21 protein-coding genes are annotated in these 20,610 nt (G+C 64.2%); 6 read left to right on the plus strand and 15 right to left on the minus strand.

All coding sequences use genetic code 11. From position 1 onward, the window contains the following. Window positions 1-14 precede the first annotated feature (14 nt). Window positions 15-503: an Lrp/AsnC ligand binding domain-containing protein gene (locus tag I5R65_RS04790; protein ID WP_006464533.1), complete on the minus strand. Its 489-nt coding sequence runs from the start codon at window positions 501-503 to the stop codon at window positions 15-17. A 152-nt stretch (window positions 504-655) separates the two neighbouring features. Between I5R65_RS04790 and I5R65_RS04795 the strand changes: the two genes are divergently transcribed. Next, the gene (locus I5R65_RS04795; RefSeq protein WP_180667392.1) at window positions 656-1,957 is read left to right on the plus strand and encodes a D-amino acid dehydrogenase; all 1,302 of its coding nucleotides are present in this window, start codon (window positions 656-658) and stop codon (window positions 1,955-1,957) included. Between the two features lie 117 nt (window positions 1,958-2,074). Here I5R65_RS04795 and I5R65_RS04800 read toward each other — a convergent pair whose 3' ends face one another. Beyond that, entirely contained in the window at window positions 2,075-2,887 is an 813-nt protein-coding gene (locus I5R65_RS04800; protein WP_180667391.1) for a helix-turn-helix domain-containing protein, read from the minus strand. Window positions 2,888-3,004: 117 nt separating this feature from the next. On the opposite strand from I5R65_RS04800, the gene I5R65_RS04805 reads away from it, so the two are divergent. Beyond that, entirely contained in the window at window positions 3,005-3,886 is an 882-nt protein-coding gene (locus tag I5R65_RS04805; RefSeq protein WP_180667389.1) for a DMT family transporter, read from the plus strand. Window positions 3,887-3,969: 83 nt separating this feature from the next. Here I5R65_RS04805 and I5R65_RS04810 read toward each other — a convergent pair whose 3' ends face one another. Continuing rightward, the gene (locus I5R65_RS04810) at window positions 3,970-6,168 is read right to left on the minus strand and encodes a hemagglutinin repeat-containing protein (protein ID WP_370460931.1); all 2,199 of its coding nucleotides are present in this window, start codon (window positions 6,166-6,168) and stop codon (window positions 3,970-3,972) included. A gap of 195 nt (window positions 6,169-6,363) precedes the next feature. Continuing rightward, window positions 6,364-6,864 (minus strand): hypothetical protein, encoded by a 501-nt coding sequence (locus I5R65_RS04815; protein ID WP_231395053.1) that lies wholly within the window; start codon window positions 6,862-6,864, stop codon window positions 6,364-6,366. Window positions 6,865-7,063: 199 nt separating this feature from the next. On the opposite strand from I5R65_RS04815, the gene I5R65_RS04820 reads away from it, so the two are divergent. Both I5R65_RS04820 and I5R65_RS04825 read left to right on the plus strand, forming a co-directional pair. Beyond that, window positions 7,064-7,462 carry a ShlB/FhaC/HecB family hemolysin secretion/activation protein gene (locus I5R65_RS04820; RefSeq protein ID WP_370460930.1) on the plus strand — a complete coding sequence of 133 codons (399 nt, stop codon included), beginning with the start codon at window positions 7,064-7,066 and terminating at the stop codon, window positions 7,460-7,462. 135 nt (window positions 7,463-7,597) lie between these two features. Next, window positions 7,598-8,785 (plus strand): DNA topoisomerase IB, encoded by a 1,188-nt coding sequence (locus tag I5R65_RS04825; protein WP_180667387.1) that lies wholly within the window; start codon window positions 7,598-7,600, stop codon window positions 8,783-8,785. A gap of 9 nt (window positions 8,786-8,794) precedes the next feature. Here the strand turns inward: I5R65_RS04825 and alkB are convergent, their stop codons facing one another. The 4 genes from alkB to I5R65_RS04845 all read right to left on the minus strand — a co-directional run bounded on the left by alkB (window position 8,795) and on the right by I5R65_RS04845 (window position 12,201). After that, window positions 8,795-9,448, minus strand: coding sequence for a DNA oxidative demethylase AlkB (gene alkB, locus I5R65_RS04830; RefSeq protein ID WP_180667386.1), 654 nt, complete (start codon window positions 9,446-9,448; stop codon window positions 8,795-8,797). Next, window positions 9,445-10,359 carry an alpha/beta hydrolase gene (locus tag I5R65_RS04835; RefSeq protein ID WP_180667384.1) on the minus strand — a complete coding sequence of 305 codons (915 nt, stop codon included), beginning with the start codon at window positions 10,357-10,359 and terminating at the stop codon, window positions 9,445-9,447. The genes alkB and I5R65_RS04835 overlap by 4 nt, the downstream gene beginning before the upstream one ends. Window positions 10,360-10,414: 55 nt before the next feature. Next, window positions 10,415-11,572 carry a bifunctional DNA-binding transcriptional regulator/O6-methylguanine-DNA methyltransferase Ada gene (ada, locus tag I5R65_RS04840; RefSeq protein WP_231395054.1) on the minus strand — a complete coding sequence of 386 codons (1,158 nt, stop codon included), beginning with the start codon at window positions 11,570-11,572 and terminating at the stop codon, window positions 10,415-10,417. Between the two features lie 110 nt (window positions 11,573-11,682). Next, a complete protein-coding gene (locus I5R65_RS04845) occupies window positions 11,683-12,201 on the minus strand; it encodes an Lrp/AsnC family transcriptional regulator (protein WP_006464522.1) in 519 nt (172 codons plus the stop codon). A gap of 146 nt (window positions 12,202-12,347) precedes the next feature. Between I5R65_RS04845 and hppD the strand changes: the two genes are divergently transcribed. Next, complete coding sequence (gene hppD / locus I5R65_RS04850; protein WP_180667383.1) at window positions 12,348-13,448, plus strand: 4-hydroxyphenylpyruvate dioxygenase; 1,101 nt, start codon at window positions 12,348-12,350, stop codon at window positions 13,446-13,448. A 184-nt stretch (window positions 13,449-13,632) separates the two neighbouring features. Next, the gene (locus tag I5R65_RS04855; protein WP_180667382.1) at window positions 13,633-13,983 is read left to right on the plus strand and encodes a hypothetical protein; all 351 of its coding nucleotides are present in this window, start codon (window positions 13,633-13,635) and stop codon (window positions 13,981-13,983) included. 22 nt (window positions 13,984-14,005) lie between these two features. Here I5R65_RS04855 and I5R65_RS04860 read toward each other — a convergent pair whose 3' ends face one another. The 7 genes from I5R65_RS04860 to I5R65_RS04890 all read right to left on the minus strand — a co-directional run bounded on the left by I5R65_RS04860 (window position 14,006) and on the right by I5R65_RS04890 (window position 20,607). Then, a complete protein-coding gene (locus I5R65_RS04860; RefSeq protein WP_180667380.1) occupies window positions 14,006-15,373 on the minus strand; it encodes an MFS transporter in 1,368 nt (455 codons plus the stop codon). Window positions 15,374-15,439: 66 nt separating this feature from the next. Continuing rightward, the gene (locus I5R65_RS04865; protein WP_180667379.1) at window positions 15,440-16,483 is read right to left on the minus strand and encodes an amidohydrolase; all 1,044 of its coding nucleotides are present in this window, start codon (window positions 16,481-16,483) and stop codon (window positions 15,440-15,442) included. Then, the gene (locus tag I5R65_RS04870) at window positions 16,476-17,174 is read right to left on the minus strand and encodes an RraA family protein (RefSeq protein WP_180667377.1); all 699 of its coding nucleotides are present in this window, start codon (window positions 17,172-17,174) and stop codon (window positions 16,476-16,478) included. The genes I5R65_RS04865 and I5R65_RS04870 overlap by 8 nt, the downstream gene beginning before the upstream one ends. 34 nt (window positions 17,175-17,208) lie before the next feature. Continuing rightward, the gene (locus I5R65_RS04875) at window positions 17,209-18,411 is read right to left on the minus strand and encodes a pyridoxal phosphate-dependent aminotransferase (RefSeq protein ID WP_180667376.1); all 1,203 of its coding nucleotides are present in this window, start codon (window positions 18,409-18,411) and stop codon (window positions 17,209-17,211) included. Window positions 18,412-18,465: 54 nt separating this feature from the next. Further along, entirely contained in the window at window positions 18,466-19,194 is a 729-nt protein-coding gene (locus I5R65_RS04880; RefSeq protein ID WP_006464515.1) for an amino acid ABC transporter ATP-binding protein, read from the minus strand. Then, window positions 19,194-19,907, minus strand: coding sequence for an amino acid ABC transporter permease (locus I5R65_RS04885; RefSeq protein ID WP_180667375.1), 714 nt, complete (start codon window positions 19,905-19,907; stop codon window positions 19,194-19,196). The genes I5R65_RS04880 and I5R65_RS04885 overlap by 1 nt, the downstream gene beginning before the upstream one ends. Window position 19,908: 1 nt before the next feature. Then, window positions 19,909-20,607 carry an amino acid ABC transporter permease gene (locus I5R65_RS04890; RefSeq protein WP_180667374.1) on the minus strand — a complete coding sequence of 233 codons (699 nt, stop codon included), beginning with the start codon at window positions 20,605-20,607 and terminating at the stop codon, window positions 19,909-19,911. Window positions 20,608-20,610: the final 3 nt, after the last annotated feature.

The raw sequence follows: 20,610 nt of genomic DNA on the forward strand, positions 1-20,610 counted from the left end.
TGCGACCGATCACCTCAGTCGTCCAGCGGCAAGGCCAGGGTTTCCTTGATTTCCTCCATCACCACATAGCTCTTGGACTGCGCCGCCCCCGGCAGCTGCAGCAGGATATCGCCCAGCAGCTTGCGGTATTCGGCCATGCCCCGGATGCGGGCCTTGATCAGGTAGTCGAAATCGCCCGAGACCAGATGGCATTCCTGCACCTCGGGAATGCGCAGCACCTCGCGCCGGAACTGCTCGAACATGTTGCCCGACTTGTGGTTCAGCGTGATCTCCACGAACACCAGCAAGGTCGCCCCCAGCGACTCCGGATTGACGCGCGCGTAATAGCCGGTGATGACCCCATCGCGCTCCATGCGCCTGACCCGTTCGATGCAGGGCGTGACCGACAGCCCGACCTGTTCGCCCAGCTCCTTCATGGAGATACGGCCATCCTTCTGCAGCACCGCCAGGATGCGGTGATCAAGCTTGTCGAGGGTGCGGACGGACTGCTGCTGGGTTCTCATGGGATTTTTCCTGTTTCAGCGCGATTTAAATCATTTCTTCCTGAAATTATCAATAAATACGCGAACAAACACTATTTATTCGCCCATATCATAGCTGAATCTTCTAATCCAGCAGCCTTTTGCAGCGGCATCATTCAAAACGGGGAATCAACATGCGCGTCGTCATTCTTGGAAGCGGTGTCATCGGGGTCACCAGCGCCTGGTATCTGGCCAGGGCCGGCCATGACGTGACCGTACTGGACCGCCAGCCCGGCGCCGCGCTGGAAACCTCGTTCGGCAATGCCGGCCAGATCTCCCCCGGCTACGCCTCGCCCTGGGCTGCACCCGGTATTCCGTTGAAGGCCATCAAGTGGATGTTCCAGGAACACGCCCCGCTGGCCATCCGCCCGGACGGCACACTGAACCAGCTGCGCTGGATGTGGCAGATGCTGCGCAACTGCAATGCCGAGAGCTATGCCGTCAACAAGGAACGCATGGTGCGCCTGGCCGAATACAGCCGCGACTGCCTGCGCGCGCTGCGTGCCGATGTCGGCATCCCCTACGAAGGCCGCGAGCAAGGCACGCTGCAGCTGTTCCGCACCCAGGAACAACTGGACGGCGCCGCCAAGGACATCGCCGTGCTCAAGGAAGCCGGCGTTCCCTTCGAACTGCTGCGCCCGGACCAACTGGGCGGCGCCGAACCGGCGCTGGAGAAGGTACGCGGCAAGCTCACCGGCGGCCTGCGCCTGCCCAATGACGAAACCGGCGATTGCCAGCTCTTCACCACCCGCCTGGCCAAGATGGCCGAACAACTGGGCGTGAAATTCCGCTACGACGTCTCCATCGATGCGCTGGCCATGGCCGGCGGCAAGATCGCCGGCGTCGTCTGCGGCAAGGAACTGGTGCAGGCCGACAGTTACGTGGTCGCCCTGGGCTCCTACTCCCCGCAGTTGCTCGACGATGTGCCGGGCCTGCCCGCCATTCCGGTCTATCCGCTCAAGGGTTACTCGATCACCGTGCCCATCACCGACGCCAGCGCCGCCCCGGTCTCGACCATCCTGGACGAAACCTACAAGATCGCCGTCACCCGCTTCGACGACCGCATCCGCGTGGGCGGCATGGCCGAGATCGTTGGCTACGACACCACGCTGAAGGCCAAGCGCCGCGCCACGCTGGAACTGGTGGTCAACGACCTCTTCCCCGGCGCCGGTGACACCCGCCAGGCCAGCTTCTGGACCGGCCTGCGCCCGATGACCCCGGACGGCACGCCGGTGGTCGGCGCCACCCCGGTCTCGAACCTGTTCATCAACACCGGCCACGGTACCCTGGGCTGGACCATGTCCTGCGGCTCGGGACAACTGCTGGCCGACCTGATCTCCGGCCGCCGCCCCGCCATCGCCCATGAAGACCTCTCGGTCGAGCGCTACATGCAATCGGGCAGCCGGGCGCAAACGCCGCATCTGGCGGGCGCCTGACCAGGGCTGACGACAGAGCTCACGCCCTGGATCGTTCATCCCGATAGTCTCTTCTGCATCCCTCGCAGAATGGTTGGCCGGAGCGAAGTGCTCCGGCCTTTTTTTTATGGCCGCTGCTCAGCGGCTGCGACGCGCCGCCCCCGGCGCCGCCGGGTGGGCCGACGGCACATGCCCGGTCATCTTCCTGAACATCGTGGAAAACGCCGCCGGCCGCTCATAGCCCAGGTCATAGGCGATCACCGTTACCGAATGCCCCAGCGCCAGCCGCGAGATCGCATTGACGATGCAGGCTCGCAAGCGCCACTGCTGGAAACCCATCCCCGTCTGCGCCAGGAAACGGCGATTGAAACTGCGTTCGCTCGTGTGCAGCTGCTCCGCCCACTCCCCCGGACGCGAGCGGATCGACGGCGCCATCATGAAGCTGCGGCACAGCGCGCCCAGCTTCTCCTCCTGCGGCAGCGGCACGTGCACCGGAATCTCGCGGGCACGACCGATCTCGGCCAGGAGCAGGCGCATCAGGTCTTCTTCCCGGCTGTTGGGTGCGTAGAGCGGATCGATGCGGGTCGCCTCGATCAGCAATTCACGCAACAAGGGCGGCACCTCCAGCACCTGGCAGGTCTGCGCCTGACGCGGCGCGTGCTCGGGCTCCACGAAGGCACTGCAGGTCGTCACCGGCAGCAGCATGCGACTCAGGTGCTCACGCCCGGACGGAATCCACACCGCGTGCTGCGGCGGCACCACCCAGGCCCCATCCTGCGTGACCACCTGCATCATGCCCGCCAGCCCGAACAATAATTGCGCCCGCCGATGACTGTGCAGGGGCTGCAGCGAACCGCTGGGATAATCGGCACCCGCCACCACCACCGGTCGCGCAATGTCCCCCACGCGATCGATGGGCAGGGTCGGCGGAGCTGGCGTGGGCTTGGGCATGTGTCAACCGGTGATGGCGTAGATTCAAACATTATTGACCAATGATCGAAAGTCAGTCAAAGCCCCTTTGCTCTACTGTGCTCACTTCTGCAGGGCTTTAACCAACCGGCTTTCGACATGAACCCACCCATTCTTTCCGGCATCCTGGTCGCGCTGATCTGGGGCATCCAACCCGTGATCTCGCGCTACGGCTACCAGCAAGGGCTGACACCCTATGACGCCACCCTGGTGCGCTACCTCACCAGCGGCCTGTTGATGCTGCCCTATGCCTGGCGCCGAGGGCTCATCGGCGCCTGTGGCGTGGGCTGGCGGCGCGGATTGGTGCTATTCCTGCTCTCCGGCCCCTTGTTCAGCCTGGTGCTGGTCGGCGGCGTGAACTATGCCCCGGCCTCGCATGGCGCGCTGATCCATCCGGCGCTCACCCCGCTGTTCGGCATGGCGATCAGCCGCTTCGTCTTCCGGCAGCACGAGCGCATCTCGCCGTGGGGCGTGCTCCTGCTCCTGGCCGGGCTGGTGCTGGTCGGCCTCAATGGCATCCTGGCCAGCGGCCTGGCCCCGGCAGGCGCCTGGCGCGGCGACCTGATGTTCGTCCTATCGGCCCTGATGTGGGCCTGGTACCTGGTCCTGAACCGCAACTGGCAGGTCGCCCCGCTGGATGCGGTGGCGCTGACGCAGGTACTGTCGCTGGCCTGCACGCTGGTGGCCTTGCCCTGGCTGGGCGAAACCACCTTCAGCAAGCCCCTGCCCGCCCTGGCGCTGCAGAGCGCCTATCACGGCCTGCTGGTGAGCATCCTCAGCGTGGCCTTGTTCAACTGGGTGGTGGCGCGGTTGGGGGTGCGGGCGCTGATGCTCAATGCGCTGTCGCCACTCTTCGGCGTCGCGGCCTCGGCCTGGGTGCTGCAGGAGCCGTTGTCGGTGTCGATGATGGTGGGGGCGGTGGCGATTGTAGCGGGATTGGGGATGGCGTTGCGGGGGGAGAGACGAAGAGAGAACCTTTGAGGGGTGGGGACAATACTTTGGGAGTGTTGGTGCGATCGAGTAGAGTTTTTGCCGTTTGAGGTGAGCTGGTTTTTAGTGGGTCATTACATGGCGATCTTCAATTGATCGTTCCTTATCTGGTCTGGCGTATACCCGATGGTGGCACTACCACCAATACTCTCATCGTGACTCTTGAAGGTACTGGTGTCCTGCACACTCGCAATGTTCAGGTCACGCCCCACATTGGCCACCACCTGCTCACCTGAAACGGTGGCACCCACCAGATTCGTATCACGCCCTGAATCGATATTGACCTGCCCACCCGCACGCACCAGTGTCATGATGTTGGACACGTCCTTGCCATCGCTATTACCCCGGCTGCCCGCAGCATTGGCCGTAAAACCGAACTGGGTCTTGGTGCCAAACTGCGCCGTAAAACCCACGCCCCACGAGGACGACGACCGATCGCTATGCTGCTCATCCGTATTTTGCGCAGCGATGAGATTGATGTCGTTGTCCGCCTTCAGCGCCAGATTACCCTTGGCATTGATGTCGCTGCCCGCGATGGTGATGTTGCTGTTGGCCCCATCGCCTGTCGCGCGGATGCTCATGTTGCCACCCGAAGCAACGGTTGAGCCGCGTTGCGTCAACGTATTCTGTTCGCTACGGCTACCGTTCTGGCTACTGCCCAGCATGACGCTGATGCCGATGTTGGCGCTGCCGTTGGCGGCCGCCTTTTGCACGTCTCCTGCGGCGCTGTACACCGACATCCCCGCCGTCGCTGCAGCCAGTGCCTTTGCGCGGCCGCTCTTGGTCTTGCTCGCCGCATCGGCCATCTGATCGACCGACTGCATCGCCGAGATCACCGGGCTGGTGACCGACAGGGTCACGCCGCTTTGCTTGTACTTGTCTTCGGTGGTGGTCTTGCTGGCTTGCTCTGCCGCTTTTATTTCCACCGCCTTCGCCGCAATATCGACATCCCCCTTCGGCGCCATCACATCACTACCCACCTGCGTATAGCGATTGCCCGCCACGATGCTGACGTTGCCCTCCACGCTACCCACAGTTGAAGCAGCCGCCGTCTGGCTCTGCCCATCCACGTCCTGGCTCTGTATGCGGCTCCCCACCGTCACCCCAAAGCCCGACCCCATCACCCCGCTCTTGGTCTCCTGACGGAAGTTGCGCTGCGTACTGCTATCGGTCGCGGCCACGATGTTCACGTTGTTGCCCGCCGCCACCGTTGTACCTTGGGTGGACACCACATCGCTGCCCGTCACGTTCACATCATTGCCCGCACGCACCACCACGGTATTGCCCGAGAAGGTGCTACCCACTTGCCGGCTGTAGCTGCTGGAATCATCGGTCTTGACCGACGTGGCCGTCAGGAGTCCGCCCGAACTGTGCTGGTGCTCATCCCGTGCGCTGGCCGATTCGTTGGCGGTCTCGATGCGCACATCCCGGCCCGCCGCTGCACTGAGTTGACCCTCGGCCACGATCTGCGCGCCCTTGGTCACCACGTCCTGGCCGGCGCGGATGCTGATGTTGTTGCCGCTGACTTGCGTGCTCACGTCCTTGCTGCCGGTGAGCGTGGCGCGGTTCACGCCGCTCTCGCTGATGCCATGAGCACCGTTGGATTGATCAACCAGATTCGGGCCGGTCAGCGTGCCGACCCAGTTCGAGGCGCCACTGTCGTTGGCCCAGTTGATCTGCTGCCGGAAGTTCTCGTTGATCGTCCCCAGGCTGACGTCGCGGCCTGCGGCCAGGCTGACGTTGCCCGTGCCCGCAACCACGGCTGCATTGGCCGTCAGGTCACGGCCTGCGGCCATCGTGATGTCCTTGCCGCTGACACTGGCGACCTGGTTGATGTTGGTGCCGCTGGTGACCGCATTGGCCGTGCTGACGCTGGTGCTGTTGACGTTGATGTCGCGTCCGGCTGCCAGCGTGACGCTGCTGCTGCCGTCGATGGCGCCGCCGAGGTTGTTGACGTCCTGCGCAGCCGCGACCGTCACGGCGCTGCCACTGATGCGCCCGCCCAGGTTCTGGACATTGTTACCCGCCAGCGACACACTCTGCCGCCCGGCAATCGTACCGCCGCTGTTGACGATATCCTGCGCCGCCTGGAAGGCCACGTCATTGCCCGCGATCAGCGTGCCCTGGCCGGTCACTTCCACATTGGAGGCATGGAGGTAGACCTGTGGCATCAGCACTTCCTGTGTGCTGCCGTCGGCCAGCGTGACGTTCTGCTTGACCAGCCAGACGATATCGGTCTTCAGTTCCGCAATCTGCGCATCGGTCAGCGCCACGCCCACGGTGTAACGCTACGATTGTTACACCTGTACGCCCGCATTCATCAGCGCCTGGTATTACGCTTCATTGCTGCTGTAGATTCCGCGAAAGTCGGGGCGCTTCACATCAGAGAGAAGCCAATGCCGCTGACTGCTCCTACGGCCATCAATCCACCCGTATTCGCGTAGCCACCTCCAGCATCGGGCCACTCATTAACGTAACCAGAATGGCTTCCCTTCCAACACGTCGTATTCCTGTAAAGAGCGTACTTTTTCTGTCGCGATACCAGCTAGATCCGCAGGCACAATTTTGACCGGCTGATATATTTTAAAAACCTCAAAAAAGGAGAGTGACGACTCCCTTGCCTTTTTGAAATTATCAAAAAATCCACTAAATACATCAGCCAAGTTGGCACGACTTGGATCAAGCCATGTTTTGCTTTTGTCGCCAATTAGCTCCTGTTTCCAAGCCACCTCGGAGCTAGATGTTTTATTAAAAATCTCCTCTACCTCCTTCATTAAAATTGCAGCAGGATTTAACTCCTCTAGTTTGAGGTAGCGGCGATATAAACGATCAGTCAACAAAGTCCAATCTTGGTCGGGGTTCTTCTTAGCGACAAAATACTCAAGGCACTCGAAAAACAGGACGAAATCTGACGTGGTACCTGTTTCGTAAACGGAATGCCCACCGTCAATTCCTATGACTCTCATCATTGTTTAAACCTTATAGATGTCGGACTAATTATGCCTTTTGATTTCTGTACTATTTCTTGAATAATCTGCATTTTCTGACCATCCGTAACTATCTGCCCTCTAACATCAATAACCACTTGCTGAACCAGACGAATCACCGCCAGCGCTCCCCTCCTGCCATCCTTCGATATAGGCCATCGCGACCGCACTGCCGCCACTCTTGCCCCCCTTCGAATACAGCAGCACGCTGCGGGCGCAGTGGAACCGGGGACAGTTGCCGCCACAGGACCAGTTTTCCATCGGCGGCCGCTATACCGTGCGCGGCTTCGATGGCGAGCTGACCCTGCAGGCCGAACGGGGCTGGTTCCTGCGCAATGAGCTGGCACTGGCCTTGGGAGACAGCGGACAAGAACTGTTTGCGGGGGTCGATACCGGTGCGGTCGCCGGGCCGATGACGCAGTACCTGACCGGGCGCCGGCTCACCGGTGCGGCGCTGGGCTTGCGCGGCAGCCTGGCGAAGATGAGCTACGAGATATCGCTGGCCACCCCGTTGGCCAGGCCGGACGGCTTTGCCACGGCCGCGCTGACCGGCGGCTTCAGCCTGCAGTGGTCGTTCTGAGTCTGGCCAGGGCGTGCGGGAAAAGTCCCACACCATCCCCGGCCAATGGCTGACTGCCCATCGGCGCGGCTTGCTCAATAATGGCCGCCATGGACCATTGCCGGATGTCCCGGCCCTGCGTCCGAGGAGACCATCATGCACCGCAATGCCGCGCCCCCCGCCGATGCCCGTCCTCAGGACGAGGCTGTCGTCATCGCCCGCGCCAACCAGCTGCGCTACGTCAACGACGAGATGCCGGGCATACGCCGCAGCCGCCATGGCAAGGGCTTTGCCTATCATGATGCCCGGGGCGAACTGATCCGCGATGCCCAGGAGCTGGTGCGCTTGAAGTCGCTGGCCATTCCACCGGCCTGGGAAGAAGTGTGGATCAGCCCCCATCACAACGGCCATATCCAGGCCACCGGGCGCGATGCGCGGGGACGCAAGCAGTACCGCTATCACGCCCGCTGGCGCCTGGTGCGCGACGATGCCAAATACCTGCGCATGATCAGCTTCGCCCGCGCCCTGCCCACCATCCGCAAGGTGGTGGAGCAGGACCTGCAGCGGCCCGGCCTGCATCGGCAGAAGGTATTGGCGGCGGTGGTGCACCTGCTGCAGAGCACCTTCATGCGGGTGGGCAATGACGAATATGCCCGCCAGAACAAGTCCTTCGGACTGACTACGCTACAGCATCGCCACGTGCGGGTGGATGGCAGCGATGTGCTGTTCCACTTCCGTGGCAAGAGCGGAGTGCAGCATGACATCAAGCTGCATGATCCCTATGTGGCGCGCATCATCCGCAAGATGCGCGAGTTACCGGGGCAGGAGCTATTCCAGTATGTGGATGACGAGGGGCAGCGGCATTGCATCGACTCCGGCGACGTCAATGCCTATCTGCGCGAGGCGGCGGGCGAGGATTTCAGCGCCAAGGATTTCCGCACCTGGGCCGGCACGGTGCTGGCCACGCTGGCGTTGCAGGCTTTCGAACAGGTGGACTCGCAGGCCCAGGCCAAGCAGAACGTGGTGCGCGCCATCGAGAACGTGGCACGCCGGCTGGGCAATACGCCCTCCATCTGCCGTAAATGCTATGTGCACCCGGCGGTGATCGAGAGCTATCTCGATGGCAGTTTCGCCGAGCGACTGGAAAAGCGGGTGCAGGCCGAACTGGTGCAGGAGTTGCACGCGCTGTCGCCGGAAGAGGCAGCGGTGCTGGCACTGCTGCAACAGCGTCTGCACGAAGCCGATGCGCCCCCTGCACGCCGGCCGGCGCGCAAGAACGGCCGCCGGGCGAGCACGGCGGCACGCAAGGCGCCACACGCTGGCGCACACGCCGCGCAGGCCTGAGCACCGCCCTCAGCGGGCGCGGCGGAAGGTCAGGTTATAACGGCAGCGGCCGGTAAGCGCATGCTCGCCGTCGCGCAGCACATCCACGCCATGAAAGGCCAGCCGCGCCGGGCCGCCCCAGACCACCACATCCCCACTCTCCAGCCGCATGCGTTGCGGCTTGTCGCTGCGCTCCATGCCGCCAAAGAGGAAGGTCGCCGGCAAGCCGAGCGAGACCGAGACGATGGGCTGTTCCATGTCTTCTTCGTTACGGTCCTGGTGCAGCGACATGCGGGCGCCGGGGTCGTAGCGGTTGACCAGGCAGGCGTCCGGCACGAAGGGAGCAAACCCGCCCGCCTCGGCCGCCCGCTGTGCCAGTGCGACGAATGCCGCAGGCATCTCGGGCCAGTCCTGCCCGGTCACCGGGTCCAGCGTCTGGTAGCGATAGCCACGGCGGTCAGTGACCCAGCCGAACTGCCCACAATTGCTCATCGCCACCGACATGCGAAAACCGCCCGGCGTCTGCATGTTGCGCAGGGGCGATTGGGCCAGCACCGTATCGATGGCAGCCACCAGCGTCGCAGCCTCCTCGTCGCTGACGAAGGCACGCAGCAAGGTCGCGCCTTCTGCGATGGGGTCGATGGCCGGCTCGCGGGGCAGCGCAGCGAAGAGGTCACCGGTCACGGCGCGGCCTTGGTGCGCGGGGGTGGCGCGGCGATGAACTCGGCGACCGTCTCCAGCGTGGGTGCCAAAAAGCGCAGCGGCCGGGCCAGGCTGCCCACCAGCGAGGCGTGCGACGTGTTGTCGAAGTAATGTTCCTCCACCGCCACCTGCTGTGCGCGCAGCAGGGCGGCCAGCCCGGCCGTATTGCGGGTGGCCGACACCAGCTTGTCCTTGTGGGAGGCGATCAGCAAAGCGGGGGGCGCACCGGCCTGGACGTGGCGCACCGGTTGCGAATCTGGCGGCGAGTCGGGAGCGAAGAAGACTGGCTTGACGTCCGGGTTTTCGATGGGCAGGAAGTCGTACGGCCCGGCCAGGCCGATCCACCCGCGCAGGGCCTCCGGCGAGGCGCCGGCCTGGCGCAGCCAGCGTGCATCCAGCGCCAGCATGGCCGCGTTGTAGGCGCCGGCGCTATGTCCCATGACGAAGACCCGTTGCGGATCGCCGCCCAGTTCGCGCAGCGAGCGCAGGGTCCAGGCCAGGGCCTGGGCGCTGTCCTTGAGGAAATCCGGATAGCGCACTTCGGGATAGACGCGGTAATCCGGCAGCACGGCGATGATGCCGCGTGAGCTCAAGGCTTCACCGACGAAGGCATAGTCCTTGCGGCTGCCTTCGTTCCAGCTGCCACCGTAGAAAAAGACCACCACCGGCAAGCCCGGTCCGGCGTGGGTCACATCGGTCGCGGCGGCCAGCCGGTAGATGTCCAGCTTTTGGCGCGGATTGTCGCTGCCGGCGTAGGCCACGCCTTCGGTCTTGATGTAACCCGAGCTGGGGGTGACGGCGTTGATGGCCGTCAGCGGCGAACAGGCGATCAGGCCACCCAGGACCAGGACCGCCCCCGTGAGGGCGAGGCCGGCCTTGCCGAGAACATGCATGCACGACTCCTGCAATATGAAGTAACGGCCATTGTAGCCGCCTCTGCCTTCGCCTTCAGGCAGGCTCGGCACTGGCCGCTGCGGGCTGCTGGCGCGCCACCGCCTCACGCGCCAGCAAGGCCGCTTTGCGCTCGATGCCCCAGCGGTATCCGGAAGGCGAACCGTCCTGACGCACGATGCGATGACAAGGAATCAGCAAGGCGATCTCGTTGCGCGCGCAGGCGCTGGCCACTGCCCTCACCGCCGCCGGCTGGCCGATACGGGTGGCCAGTTCGGCATAGCTCAGGGTCACTCCCGGCGGTATCTCGCGCAGGGCCCGCCACACGCGCTGCTGGAAGGCTGTGCCACGTACATCCAGCGGCAGGGCGGCGCCGCGCTGCGGGTCATCCAGGGCGGCCAGCACCTGTGCCAGCGTCTGCTCGAAGGCGGCGTCGCCGGGCGCCAGTTCGGCCTGGGAAAAACGGTCCTGCAGTTGCTGCACCAGCGCGTCGGCATCCTCGCCCAGGGTGACGGCACAGATGCCCTGCTCGGTGGCCGCCACCAGCAAGGCGCCCAGCCAGCATTGGGCGACCGCGAACCGGATTTTCTCGCCACGGCCGCCGTGTCGGTAGGCCGCCGGCTTCATGCCCAGGTCGGCATTGCGGTGGGCATAGAAGCCACCGCTGGAATTGAAGCCGGCTTCGTAGAAGGCCTCGGTCACGCTGGCGCGTGAGGCCAATTGCTGGCGCAGGCGCTGCGCCCGCCTGGCATCGCCATAGGCCTTGGGGGTCAGGCCGGTGTGGACCTTGAAGAGCCGATGAAAATGAAAGCGGCTCAAGCCCACGGCCTGGGCCAGGTCCACGGTGGCGGGCGCCTGCTCGGCAGCGTCGATCAGGCGGCAGGCCTGGGCGATGGCTTCGGCCTGACGTTCCTGCAACGGCGGCAGGTCGGGCCGGCAGCGCTTGCAAGGGCGAAAACCGGCGGCCTCGGCGGCCGCGCAACTGGCGTGGAAGGCCACGTTCTTGCGCAAGGGCGTGCGTGCACCGCAGGAGGGCTTGCAGTAGACGCCCGTGCTCTTGACCGAATACCAGAACAAGCCATCGCAGGCCGGGTCGCGGCGCTGCACGGCCTGCCAGCGCTGCTGGTCGACGGGGGACGGGTCAGCGGACGCGCTGGTCACATCCGGAGTAGGCAGAGTGGGCGTGGAAATCATCGGGGAGGTCAAACTCGGCATGGGGGGCTCCTGCTATCGGGTCAGGATGATTCTAGGCGCCCCCTGCCGGCGTCGCACTCGGGCGCTTGCTTTTGAATTCGCAGGCCGCCCCACCCTTTGCGTTCACTTTCTCACTGGGAGAAGCGAATGCGCTGGCGCGACTTCACCGGCTGCATGACGTGTTCCAGCGGCAGTTCGTGCGATTGCTTGACCTTCTTGAGGGTGATGTTGGATTTGACGTTGGTCACGCCGGGCAGGCGCAACAGGCGGCTCATCATGAATTCGGAAAACGCCGCCAGGTCGGGGGCCACGATGCGCAGGATATAATCGCCCTCCCCCGTAACGGAGAAGCACTCGGTGACCTCTGGCATCGTTTCCACGGCTTTTTCGAACAGCTCGCCCCGGGTTTCGCCCTGGCGATCCAGGGTGACGGTGGTGAAGGCCGTCACGCCCAGGCCAACCACTGCCGGGTCCAGCACGGCGGTGTAGCGTTCGATGACGTGGGCTTCTTCCAGGCGCTGCACGCGACGACTGATCTGGGAGGTGGACAAGTGAACTTTCAGACCCAGTGCACTATTGGTAATATGTCCGTCACGCTGCAGCTCGGTCAGCAAGGCCAGATCGTAGCGATCCACATTGATGATGCTCATTTATCTCTCCAATTTTCTTATTTAAGATTTATTTGTGCATATTACCCCCTAATTTGCGCAAAAAACAATCACAAATTGCAGTGATGACGCAATAAACTCCTCTCATGGGCCGGGCTTGCCGGCCTTTCCAATCCGAGGAGACACAGATGGGCCACGCAGACAGCCAAATCAGCCAATTCGCCCCCGCCAGCACGGACCTGTTCGACAACCCCATGGGGACCGACGGCTTCGAGTTCGTCGAATATACCGCCGCCGACCCGGCCGCCATTGCCGGCGTACTGGAACTGATGGGCTTTATCGCCGTGGCGCGTCACCGTTCCAAGAACGTGACCCTGTATCGCCAGGGCCAGATCAACTTCATCCTCAACGGTGAACCCGACAGCAACGCCGCCGCCTTCGCCCAGGTGCATGGGGCCTCGGTGAATGCCATGGCCTTCCGCGTCAAGGATGCGGCCTTCGTCTACAAACGCGCGCTGGAACTGGGCGCCGAAGGCGTGGAAGCCCGCCTGGGGCCGATGGAGCTCAACATCCCGGCCATCCGCGGCATCGGCGGCTCGCTGCTGTATCTGGTGGACCGCTATGGCGACAATGGCTCCATCTATGACGTCGATTTCCAGTTCTTCCCCGGCGTGGAGCGCAATCCCAAGGGCGTGGGCCTGACCTATATCGACCACCTGACCCACAACGTCATGCGTGGCGCGATGGATACCTGGTCATCGTTCTATACGCGGCTGTTCAACTTCCGCGAGATCAAGTATTTCGACATCGAGGGCAAGGTCACCGGCCTGCGCTCGCGCGCCATGACCAGCCCGTGCGGCAAGATCCGCATCCCCATCAACGAGAGCGCGGACGACAAGTCGCAGATCGAGGAATTCATCAAGCAGTACAACGGCGAAGGCATCCAGCACATCGCCCTGGGGACCGATGACATCTACCAGACCGTGCGCGACCTGCACACCCGCGGCGTCCCCCTGCAGGACACCATCGCCACCTATTACGACCTGGTGGAACGCCGCATTCCCGGCCATGGCGAAGACCTGGCCGCCCTGCGCGAACTGAAGATCCTGATCGACGGCGCGCCCACCGCCGGCCAAGGCCTGCTGCTGCAGATCTTCACCCAGAACCTGATCGGCCCGGTGTTCTATGAAATCATCCAGCGCAAGGGCAACGACGGCTTCGGCGAGGGCAATTTCAAGGCCCTCTTCGAATCCATCGAACTGGACCAGATGCGCCGCGGCGTGATCTGACGGGCAAGCCGGCATCGCTGCCGGCCCGGCCCTGCAAGCAAGGCGCAGCGCCCTCGCGGGCCTGCGCCTTTTGGTTTTTTTACCTTGTGCGACTCAAGCTTTGCGGGAAGCTGCCGTAACAGTATCCAAAGGCAAACCCGCCTGAACCTGCAAGACTGGCGCCTCGACCGGGGCTGGAGTTCGCATGAACGTCGCGTATGAACAAGAAAAAACTGCCGAAGCCCGCCAGGCCGTCCGTGCAGACACGCTGGACCATGACCCCGCAGAACTGATCGAGCAACTGAGCCATCGCATCCTGATCCTGCAACAGCAGGCACAGTCACTGGCACGCTTCCCGGCCAATCGCGACGGCAAGCAGCAACGCCAGTTGCTACAGCAGCAGATCCGCACCCTCTACCAGCAGCTGTTCGTGCTGGAGCAGCAACAGGCGCGCCAACGCATGCGCAGCGAGAATTACCTCAGCATGGCCCTGTCGGTCGCGGCCCACGCGGCACACCATCACGCCCAGAGCGAAGCCCAGGCTGCAGCCGCCTGAGCCGCGCCCTTCCCCGTATTGCTCAATAGCGCAGCCGTGACAGGCTGACCGCACACGCCGCCGCGGCCAGCCCGGCGGCGCACCACAGCACCAGCGCATACGGTGCGTCCGACCACCCCAACAGCAGAGCCACCACCGAGGCGCCGACGGTCTGCCCGGTCAGGCGCGCCGTGCCCAGCATGCCGCTGGCGCCCCCGGTGCGTTCACGCGGGGCGGCGCTGATCATGGTGCGGTTGTTGGGCGACTGGAACAGCCCGAAGCCGAACCCGCACACCGCGAACTGCAGCGCCATCAGGCCGTCCGGCGTGCCGTGGTCGATCGTCAGCAGCGACAGCAGGCCCAGGCACATCACGGCCAGCCCGATCCCGCCCAGCAAGCCGGCCGCAATGCGGTCCGACAGCTTGCCCGCCACCACCCCGGTCAGGGCCACCGCAATCGGCCATGCCGTCAGCAACAGCCCGGCACGGGCGGCGCTGATGCCCAGGTAGTTCTGCAACATGAAAGGCAGCATCACGAACACCGCCATCTGCGCCGCAAAGGAACAGAAGGAGGTACCGATGGAGAGCGCAAACAAGGGAATGCGCAACAGGTCCAGTGGCAGCATGGGGGCGCTGGTCGACTGCAGCTTGAGCAGCAGGAACAGGCTCAGCGCGGTCAGTACGGCGCAACCGGCCACCACCCAGACGCCCTGCAGGTGGCCGACCGCATCGATGGTATAGAGCAGCAAGCCGATGAAGCACATGCACAGGAGCGCGCTCTGCCGGTCGAAGCGACGTGCCGCCAGCGGGTTGGTAGGCAGCGCCTTGCTACCCACCAGGAGCGCCACCAGTCCAAGCGGGATATTGATCAGGAACAGCCAGTGCCAGGACGCCAGGTGCAGGATGAAGCCGGCCACGGTCGGGCCCAGGGCATTGCCGGTCCCGGCCACCAGGGCGTTGTAGCCAATGGCGCGGCCCAGCAGGCGCGCCGGGTAGATGAAACGGATCAACGCGGTATTGACCGACAGGATGCCGGCCGCGCCCAGCCCCTGCAGCACCCGCGCCAGGCTCAGCTGCAGCATGTCATTGCTGGCGGCACAGGCCAGCGAGGCCAGCGTAAAGAGGAGCAGCCCGCCCAGATAGACGCGCCGGTAGCCCACCACCTCCCCCAGCGAAGCCAGTGGCAGCAGGCACACCGCCATGGCGATCTGGTAGCTGTTGATGACCCAGATGGCATCGGCATCGCTGGCCTTGAGGTCGGCCGCCATGGACGGCAGCGCCAGGTTGGCGATGGAACCGTCCAGGACCGCAATGGTGATGCCCAGCACTACGGTGGCGATGGCGAGGAAGCGCTGCCGGGGCGGCAGGCCGTCGGCGTCATGCGGGACACCGCTGCGGGTCTGTACTTGCACTATCTGCTTTCAAGGCTTGAGATGAACCAGGGACGCCGGGGGCGTCCAAACGAGGGCGTTATGCTATCACCGCCCTGCCTCCTGCATGCGGTAGACCTCCCGGGCGGTAGCACTGAAGAGCGCAGTGCGCTCGGGCGCGGACAAGTCCACGGTCAGCCGCTTGAATGCATTCCACAGGCTGACGTAGCCGAACATGCCCTTGTCCACCGGGAAATTGCTCTCGAACATGCAGCGCTGCGGACCGAAGAGATCGATGCAGGTGTCGATATAGGGCCGCCAGGCCTGGGCCAGTTGAATCGAATCCGGAGGTACGGCCTGCCGATGGAAATCCCAGCCGCCCACGGGCATGCCCAGGCCACCCAGCTTGAGCCAGACATTGGGCAAGGCGGCGATGGCGCGCATGCCGCGCTCCCACTCGCGCCGTGCTGTCTCGCGCTGGTCGGCGTAGGGGCCGGCGCCCAGCGGGCCGCCGCAGTGATCCAGGACGAAACGGGTATCCGGGCAAGCCTGGGCCAGCGCCAGCACTTCATCCAGCTGGGTGTGATAGGCCCAGATGTCCAGCGACAGATCGTAGCGCGCCAGCAGGCGCGCACCGGTGCGGAACCTGTCCTGCGCCAGCAGGCCGGGCGGTGGCGGCTGCGGATTGCTACGGATGGACGGATCGGCATGCCAGGCCGTGGTATTGCGGATACCGCGCAGGCGGCCGTTGCCGGCCTGCTGCAGCGCTTCCAGCACCGCTTGCACTTCGGCGCCGAGCATCAGGTCGGCAAAGCCGACGATGGCCGCACAGGCGCGCACCGGCCCATACAGGCCGCTGGCCGATTGCGCCGCCACGCCGTTGATGAACTCCACCTCACCCACCGGCTGCATGGCCTGCGGCCCCTCCTGTCGGTACATCGAGCGGCATTGCACGAACACCGTCTCGGTGACGCGATGACCGCTGGACAGATCGGCCATCCACTCCCCGAACAGGTAGCGGTTGCCGACACGATCCCACAGGTGGTGGTGGGCATCGATGATGGGCAATTCCGGCTCCAGCGCCGCTTCCTGCATCAGGGCTAGCCAGTCCGGCCGTACCTGCAGGTGCGGCGAGGCGGCGGCATCAGCCATGGCGCGGCACCGCCTGGGCAGGCTGTTCGCAGCCCAGTCGCTTCAGGCTCGCATCGATCCAGCCGCGGTCGCTGGTGCCAGCCTGGATGGCAGCCATCTGCGCCACCTCGGCATCATTCTTCGCCTTCGCCGCCGCATAGACGGCAGCGATGTCGTCATAGCCCACGCACAGCAGGCCATCGTAGTCGCCCACGAGCAGGTCGCCCGGGGCAATCACCATGCCGTCGATGGCGATGGGGACATTGATCTCGCCCGGGCCATCCTTGTAGGGACCGCGATGCGTGACACCGGCAGCGAACACCGGGAAGCTGCCGCCCTGGATGGCGTCCAGGTCGCGCACCGCGCCGTAGATGACGATGCCGCCCAGGCCACGCTGGATGGCGTGCGCCACCATCAGCTCGCCGATGATGGCATTGGACAGGTCGCCCCCGGCATCGACCACTACGATGTCGCCTGGCTCGGCCAGGTCCAGGGCCTTGTGCACCATCAGGTTATCCCCCGGGCGCGACTTCACCGTGATGGCCGCGCCGGCCAGCTTGCCGCCGCGATGCAGTGGCCGCAGGCGCGCACCGGCGGCGGTCATGCGTGCCATCGAATCGCTGATGTTGGCCACCGGGATGGCGGCGAAGTTCTTGACGTCCTGCGCGCTGACCTTGCGCACGCGCTCAAGAATGCGGAATCCTGCTGACATGGTGTTCTCCCTGCAAGAATAAAAAGTGAAAGATTCAGCGCAAGCCTGCGCAGAAGCGCTGGACGCGCACGCAAGCCTCGCGCAGGCGCTCGGTGGAATCGGCATAGGACAGACGGAAGTTCGGCCCCTGGCCGAAGGCGCTGCCATGCACCAGGGCCACACCCTCGGCCTGCAGCAGGGCCGAGACGAAGTCCTCGTCACTGCCGATGACCTGGCCGTCTTCGGTACGCTTGCCGATCACGCGTTCGCAGGAGGGGAAGACATAGAAGGCGCCTTCCGGCACCGGGCAATCCAGACCCTCGGCCTGGTTCAGCAGCGACACCACCAGGTCGCGACGGCCCTGGAATACCTTGCGGCTTTCATGGATGTAATCCTGGGGACCGTTCAGGGCCTCCAGCGCGGCCCATTGCGAGACCGAGCTGGCGCCCGAGGTCAGTTGGCCCTGGATCTTTTCCATGGCCTTGATCAATGCCAGCGGACCGGCCGCATAGCCGATGCGCCAGCCGGTCATGGCATAGGCCTTGGAGACGCCGTTCATGGTCAGGGTGCGCTCGTAGAGTTCGGGCGCGATCTGGGCCGGGGTGGTGAATTCGAAGTCGCCGTAGGTCAGGTGTTCGTAGATGTCGTCGGAGAGGATCCAGACCTGCGGATGGCGCTTGAGCACCTCGGCCAGGGCGCTGATCTCGGCACGGGTGTAGGCCGCGCCGCTGGGGTTGCAGGGCGAGTTGAACATCAGCCACTTGGTGCGCGGGGTGATGGCAGCCTCCAGCGCTTCCGGGCGCAGCTTGTAGCCGGCTTCGCGGGTGGTCTTGGCGTACACCACGTGGCCGCCGCACAGGGCCACCAGTTCGGGATAGGACACCCAGTAAGGAGCCGGCACGATCACCTCGTCGCCGGCGTTGATGGTGGCCATCAGGGCGTTGGCGATGACCTGCTTGCCGCCGTTGGAGACGATGGTCTGGGCCACGCTGTAGTCGAGCTGGTTCTCGCGCTTGAACTTGGCGACCACTGCCTCGCGCAGTTCGGTGATGCCGGCCACCGCCGTATAGCGGGTCTCGCCCCGGGCGATGGCGGCGTAGGCGGCCTGCTTGATGTTGTCGGGGGTGTCGAAGTCGGGCTGGCCCGAACTGAGGGCGATCACGTTGCGGCCCTGGGCGGCCAGTTCGCGCGCCTTCTGGGTGACGGCGATGGTGGCTGAAGCCTTGATGCGGGAGAGGGAATCGGAAATGAATGCCATGGTGGTCTCGTCTTGTTGATCCCGGAACTCCGGGAAATCTTGGGGATGGTGCAATCAGGCGTGGCGGATGTCGGCCACGAACTTGCGGGCGCGTTCATGCTGTGGCCGCTCGAAGAAGTCCTGCGGGGTGGCACGCTCCAGTACCTGGCCATCGGCCATGAAGATGAGGCGGTCGGCCACTTCGCGGGCAAAGCCCATCTCGTGGGTGACGCACACCATGGTCATGCCCTCGGCGGCCAGCTGCTTCATCACCTGCAGCACCTCGCCCACCATCTCCGGGTCCAGTGCCGAGGTCGGCTCGTCGAACAGCATCACCGGCGGCTTCATGGCCAGGGCGCGGGCAATCGCCACACGCTGCTGCTGGCCGCCCGAGAGCTGGCCGGGATAGGACTGCGCCTTGCCGGCCAGGCCCACCTTCTCCAGCAGGGCCATGGCGCTGTCGCGGGCGGCTTTCTCGGACAGTTTCAACACCCGCATGGTGGCCAGCATCACATTGCGCTCCACGCTCATGTGCGGGAACAGGTTGAAGGACTGGAACACGAAGCCGATGCGGCTGCGCAGGCGGTTGATATCGACCCCGTTGCCGTGCACGTCCTGCCCGTCCACGTAGATGTGACCGTCGTTGATGGGTTCGAGCCGGTTGATGGTGCGGATCAGGGTCGACTTGCCCGAGCCCGAGGGGCCGCAGACGATGACCACTTCGCCGCGCTTGATTTCTTCGTTGACGCCGCGCAGGGCGTGGTAGTCGCCGTACCACTTGTTCACATTGTTGAATCGGATCATCAGAGACTCCTGAATTGACGTTTTTGCTTGATGCGGCGCTCGGCCAGGCCCACCAACGAGCTGAGCAGGTAGCACAGCACGAAATAGGTCATGGCCAGCAGGAAGTACACCTGGAAGGGCTTGGTCAGCAGTTGCGCATTGACCTGGTAGGCCGCATAGGTGAGTTCGTTGACGCTGATGATGTAGGCCAGCGAGGTGTTCTTGATCAGCGAGATCAGCTGGTTGAGGATGCTGGGGATCATGTTGAACAGCGCCTGCGGCAGCACCACCTCGCGCAGCGTGGTGAAGTAGCTCATGCCCAACGAGCGCGAGGCCTCGACCTGCCCCTGCGGGATGGCCTGGATGCCGGCCTTGATGACCTCGCCCAGGAAGGCGGTCTCATAGGCCACCAGCGCACAGATCACCGTGGTCGTGCCGGAGATGGACTTGCCGGTCAGCAGCGGCACGATGAAGTAGGCCCAGAAGATCAGCATCAGCACCGGCAAGCCGCGCAGGGTATGCACGATGGCACCGGCCGGCCAGGCCACCCAGCGCACGCTGCTGGTACGGGCGATGCCGAACAGCACCGCCAGCGGGAAGGCACAGACCAGTCCGCTGACGGCCAGGATCAACGTCAGGGCCAGGCCGCCCAGCGGACCATGCGGGAATTCGCCGATCAGCAGCTGCAGGCCGTAGGTGTGGAGGATGCCGAGGATATCGAGGATGGTGTGCATGTCAGCGCCCCTTCACTTTCAGATGGCGGCCGTTGTACCAGGCGCCGGCGGCCATGATCGACCACGACATCAGCAGGTAGAAGGCCGATGCCAGGGCGAAGGTTTCGAAGGTGCGGTAGGTTTCGTTTTCGATCTGACGGCTGGAGTAGGTCATCTCGGCCACGCCGATGGCCATGGCCAGGCTGGTGGACTTGAACAGCGACAGCGACTGGTTCACCAGCGGCGGTATCGAGATGCGGATGGCCTGCGGCAAGAGCACGTCGCGCATCGATTGCAGGTAGGACAGGCCCAGCGCGCGGGCCGCTTCCATCTGCGTGGCCGCCACCGAGCGCATACCGCTGCGCAGGTCTTCCGACATATAGGCCGCACTGTTGAGGGACAGCGCGATCAGGGCGAAGATGAATTCACCGTTGTGGTTGTTGATGAAGTCGGTGATGGAGGCTGGCAGCAGCTCGGGGATGCCGAAATACCAGACGAAGATCTGCACCAGCCCCGGCACATTGCGGTGGTAGTTGACGTAGCCGGCGATGAGCCACTCCAGCGGTGGCAGCGCAAGAGTGCGCAGGCTGACCAGCAGCACCGCCAGCAGAAAAGCGCAGACCCAGGCCGCGGCGAACAGCCACAGCGTGGTGAAGGCGCCGCCGATGAGCCAGTCCAGGTACTGGCCATGCAGCACCGCGCCGAAATCAAGATTGAGCATGTG

The organism is Herbaspirillum sp. AP02 (assembly GCF_015767275.1).
In the GTDB taxonomy this organism is placed as follows: Bacteria; Pseudomonadota; Gammaproteobacteria; order Burkholderiales; family Burkholderiaceae_D; genus Herbaspirillum.

Bases quoted from the DNA above. Each gene is read 5' to 3' on its own strand.
- I5R65_RS04790 (WP_006464533.1), bottom strand. From the start codon at position 503: ATGAGAACCCAGCAGCAGTCCGTCCGCACCCTCGACAAGCTTGATCAC.
- I5R65_RS04795 (WP_180667392.1), top strand. From the start codon at position 656: ATGCGCGTCGTCATTCTTGGAAGCGGTGTCATCGGGGTCACCAGCGCC.
- I5R65_RS04800 (WP_180667391.1), bottom strand. From the start codon at position 2,887: ATGCCCAAGCCCACGCCAGCTCCGCCGACCCTGCCCATCGATCGCGTG.
- I5R65_RS04805 (WP_180667389.1), top strand. From the start codon at position 3,005: ATGAACCCACCCATTCTTTCCGGCATCCTGGTCGCGCTGATCTGGGGC.
- I5R65_RS04815 (WP_231395053.1), bottom strand. From the start codon at position 6,864: ATGATGAGAGTCATAGGAATTGACGGTGGGCATTCCGTTTACGAAACA.
- I5R65_RS04825 (WP_180667387.1), top strand. From the start codon at position 7,598: ATGCACCGCAATGCCGCGCCCCCCGCCGATGCCCGTCCTCAGGACGAG.
- I5R65_RS04835 (WP_180667384.1), bottom strand. From the start codon at position 10,359: ATGCATGTTCTCGGCAAGGCCGGCCTCGCCCTCACGGGGGCGGTCCTG.
- ada (WP_231395054.1), bottom strand. From the start codon at position 11,572: ATGCCGAGTTTGACCTCCCCGATGATTTCCACGCCCACTCTGCCTACT.
- I5R65_RS04845 (WP_006464522.1), bottom strand. From the start codon at position 12,201: ATGAGCATCATCAATGTGGATCGCTACGATCTGGCCTTGCTGACCGAG.
- hppD (WP_180667383.1), top strand. From the start codon at position 12,348: ATGGGCCACGCAGACAGCCAAATCAGCCAATTCGCCCCCGCCAGCACG.
- I5R65_RS04855 (WP_180667382.1), top strand. From the start codon at position 13,633: ATGAACGTCGCGTATGAACAAGAAAAAACTGCCGAAGCCCGCCAGGCC.
- I5R65_RS04865 (WP_180667379.1), bottom strand. From the start codon at position 16,483: ATGGCTGATGCCGCCGCCTCGCCGCACCTGCAGGTACGGCCGGACTGG.
- I5R65_RS04870 (WP_180667377.1), bottom strand. From the start codon at position 17,174: ATGTCAGCAGGATTCCGCATTCTTGAGCGCGTGCGCAAGGTCAGCGCG.
- I5R65_RS04875 (WP_180667376.1), bottom strand. From the start codon at position 18,411: ATGGCATTCATTTCCGATTCCCTCTCCCGCATCAAGGCTTCAGCCACC.
- I5R65_RS04880 (WP_006464515.1), bottom strand. From the start codon at position 19,194: ATGATCCGATTCAACAATGTGAACAAGTGGTACGGCGACTACCACGCC.
- I5R65_RS04885 (WP_180667375.1), bottom strand. From the start codon at position 19,907: ATGCACACCATCCTCGATATCCTCGGCATCCTCCACACCTACGGCCTG.
- I5R65_RS04890 (WP_180667374.1), bottom strand. From the start codon at position 20,607: ATGCTCAATCTTGATTTCGGCGCGGTGCTGCATGGCCAGTACCTGGAC.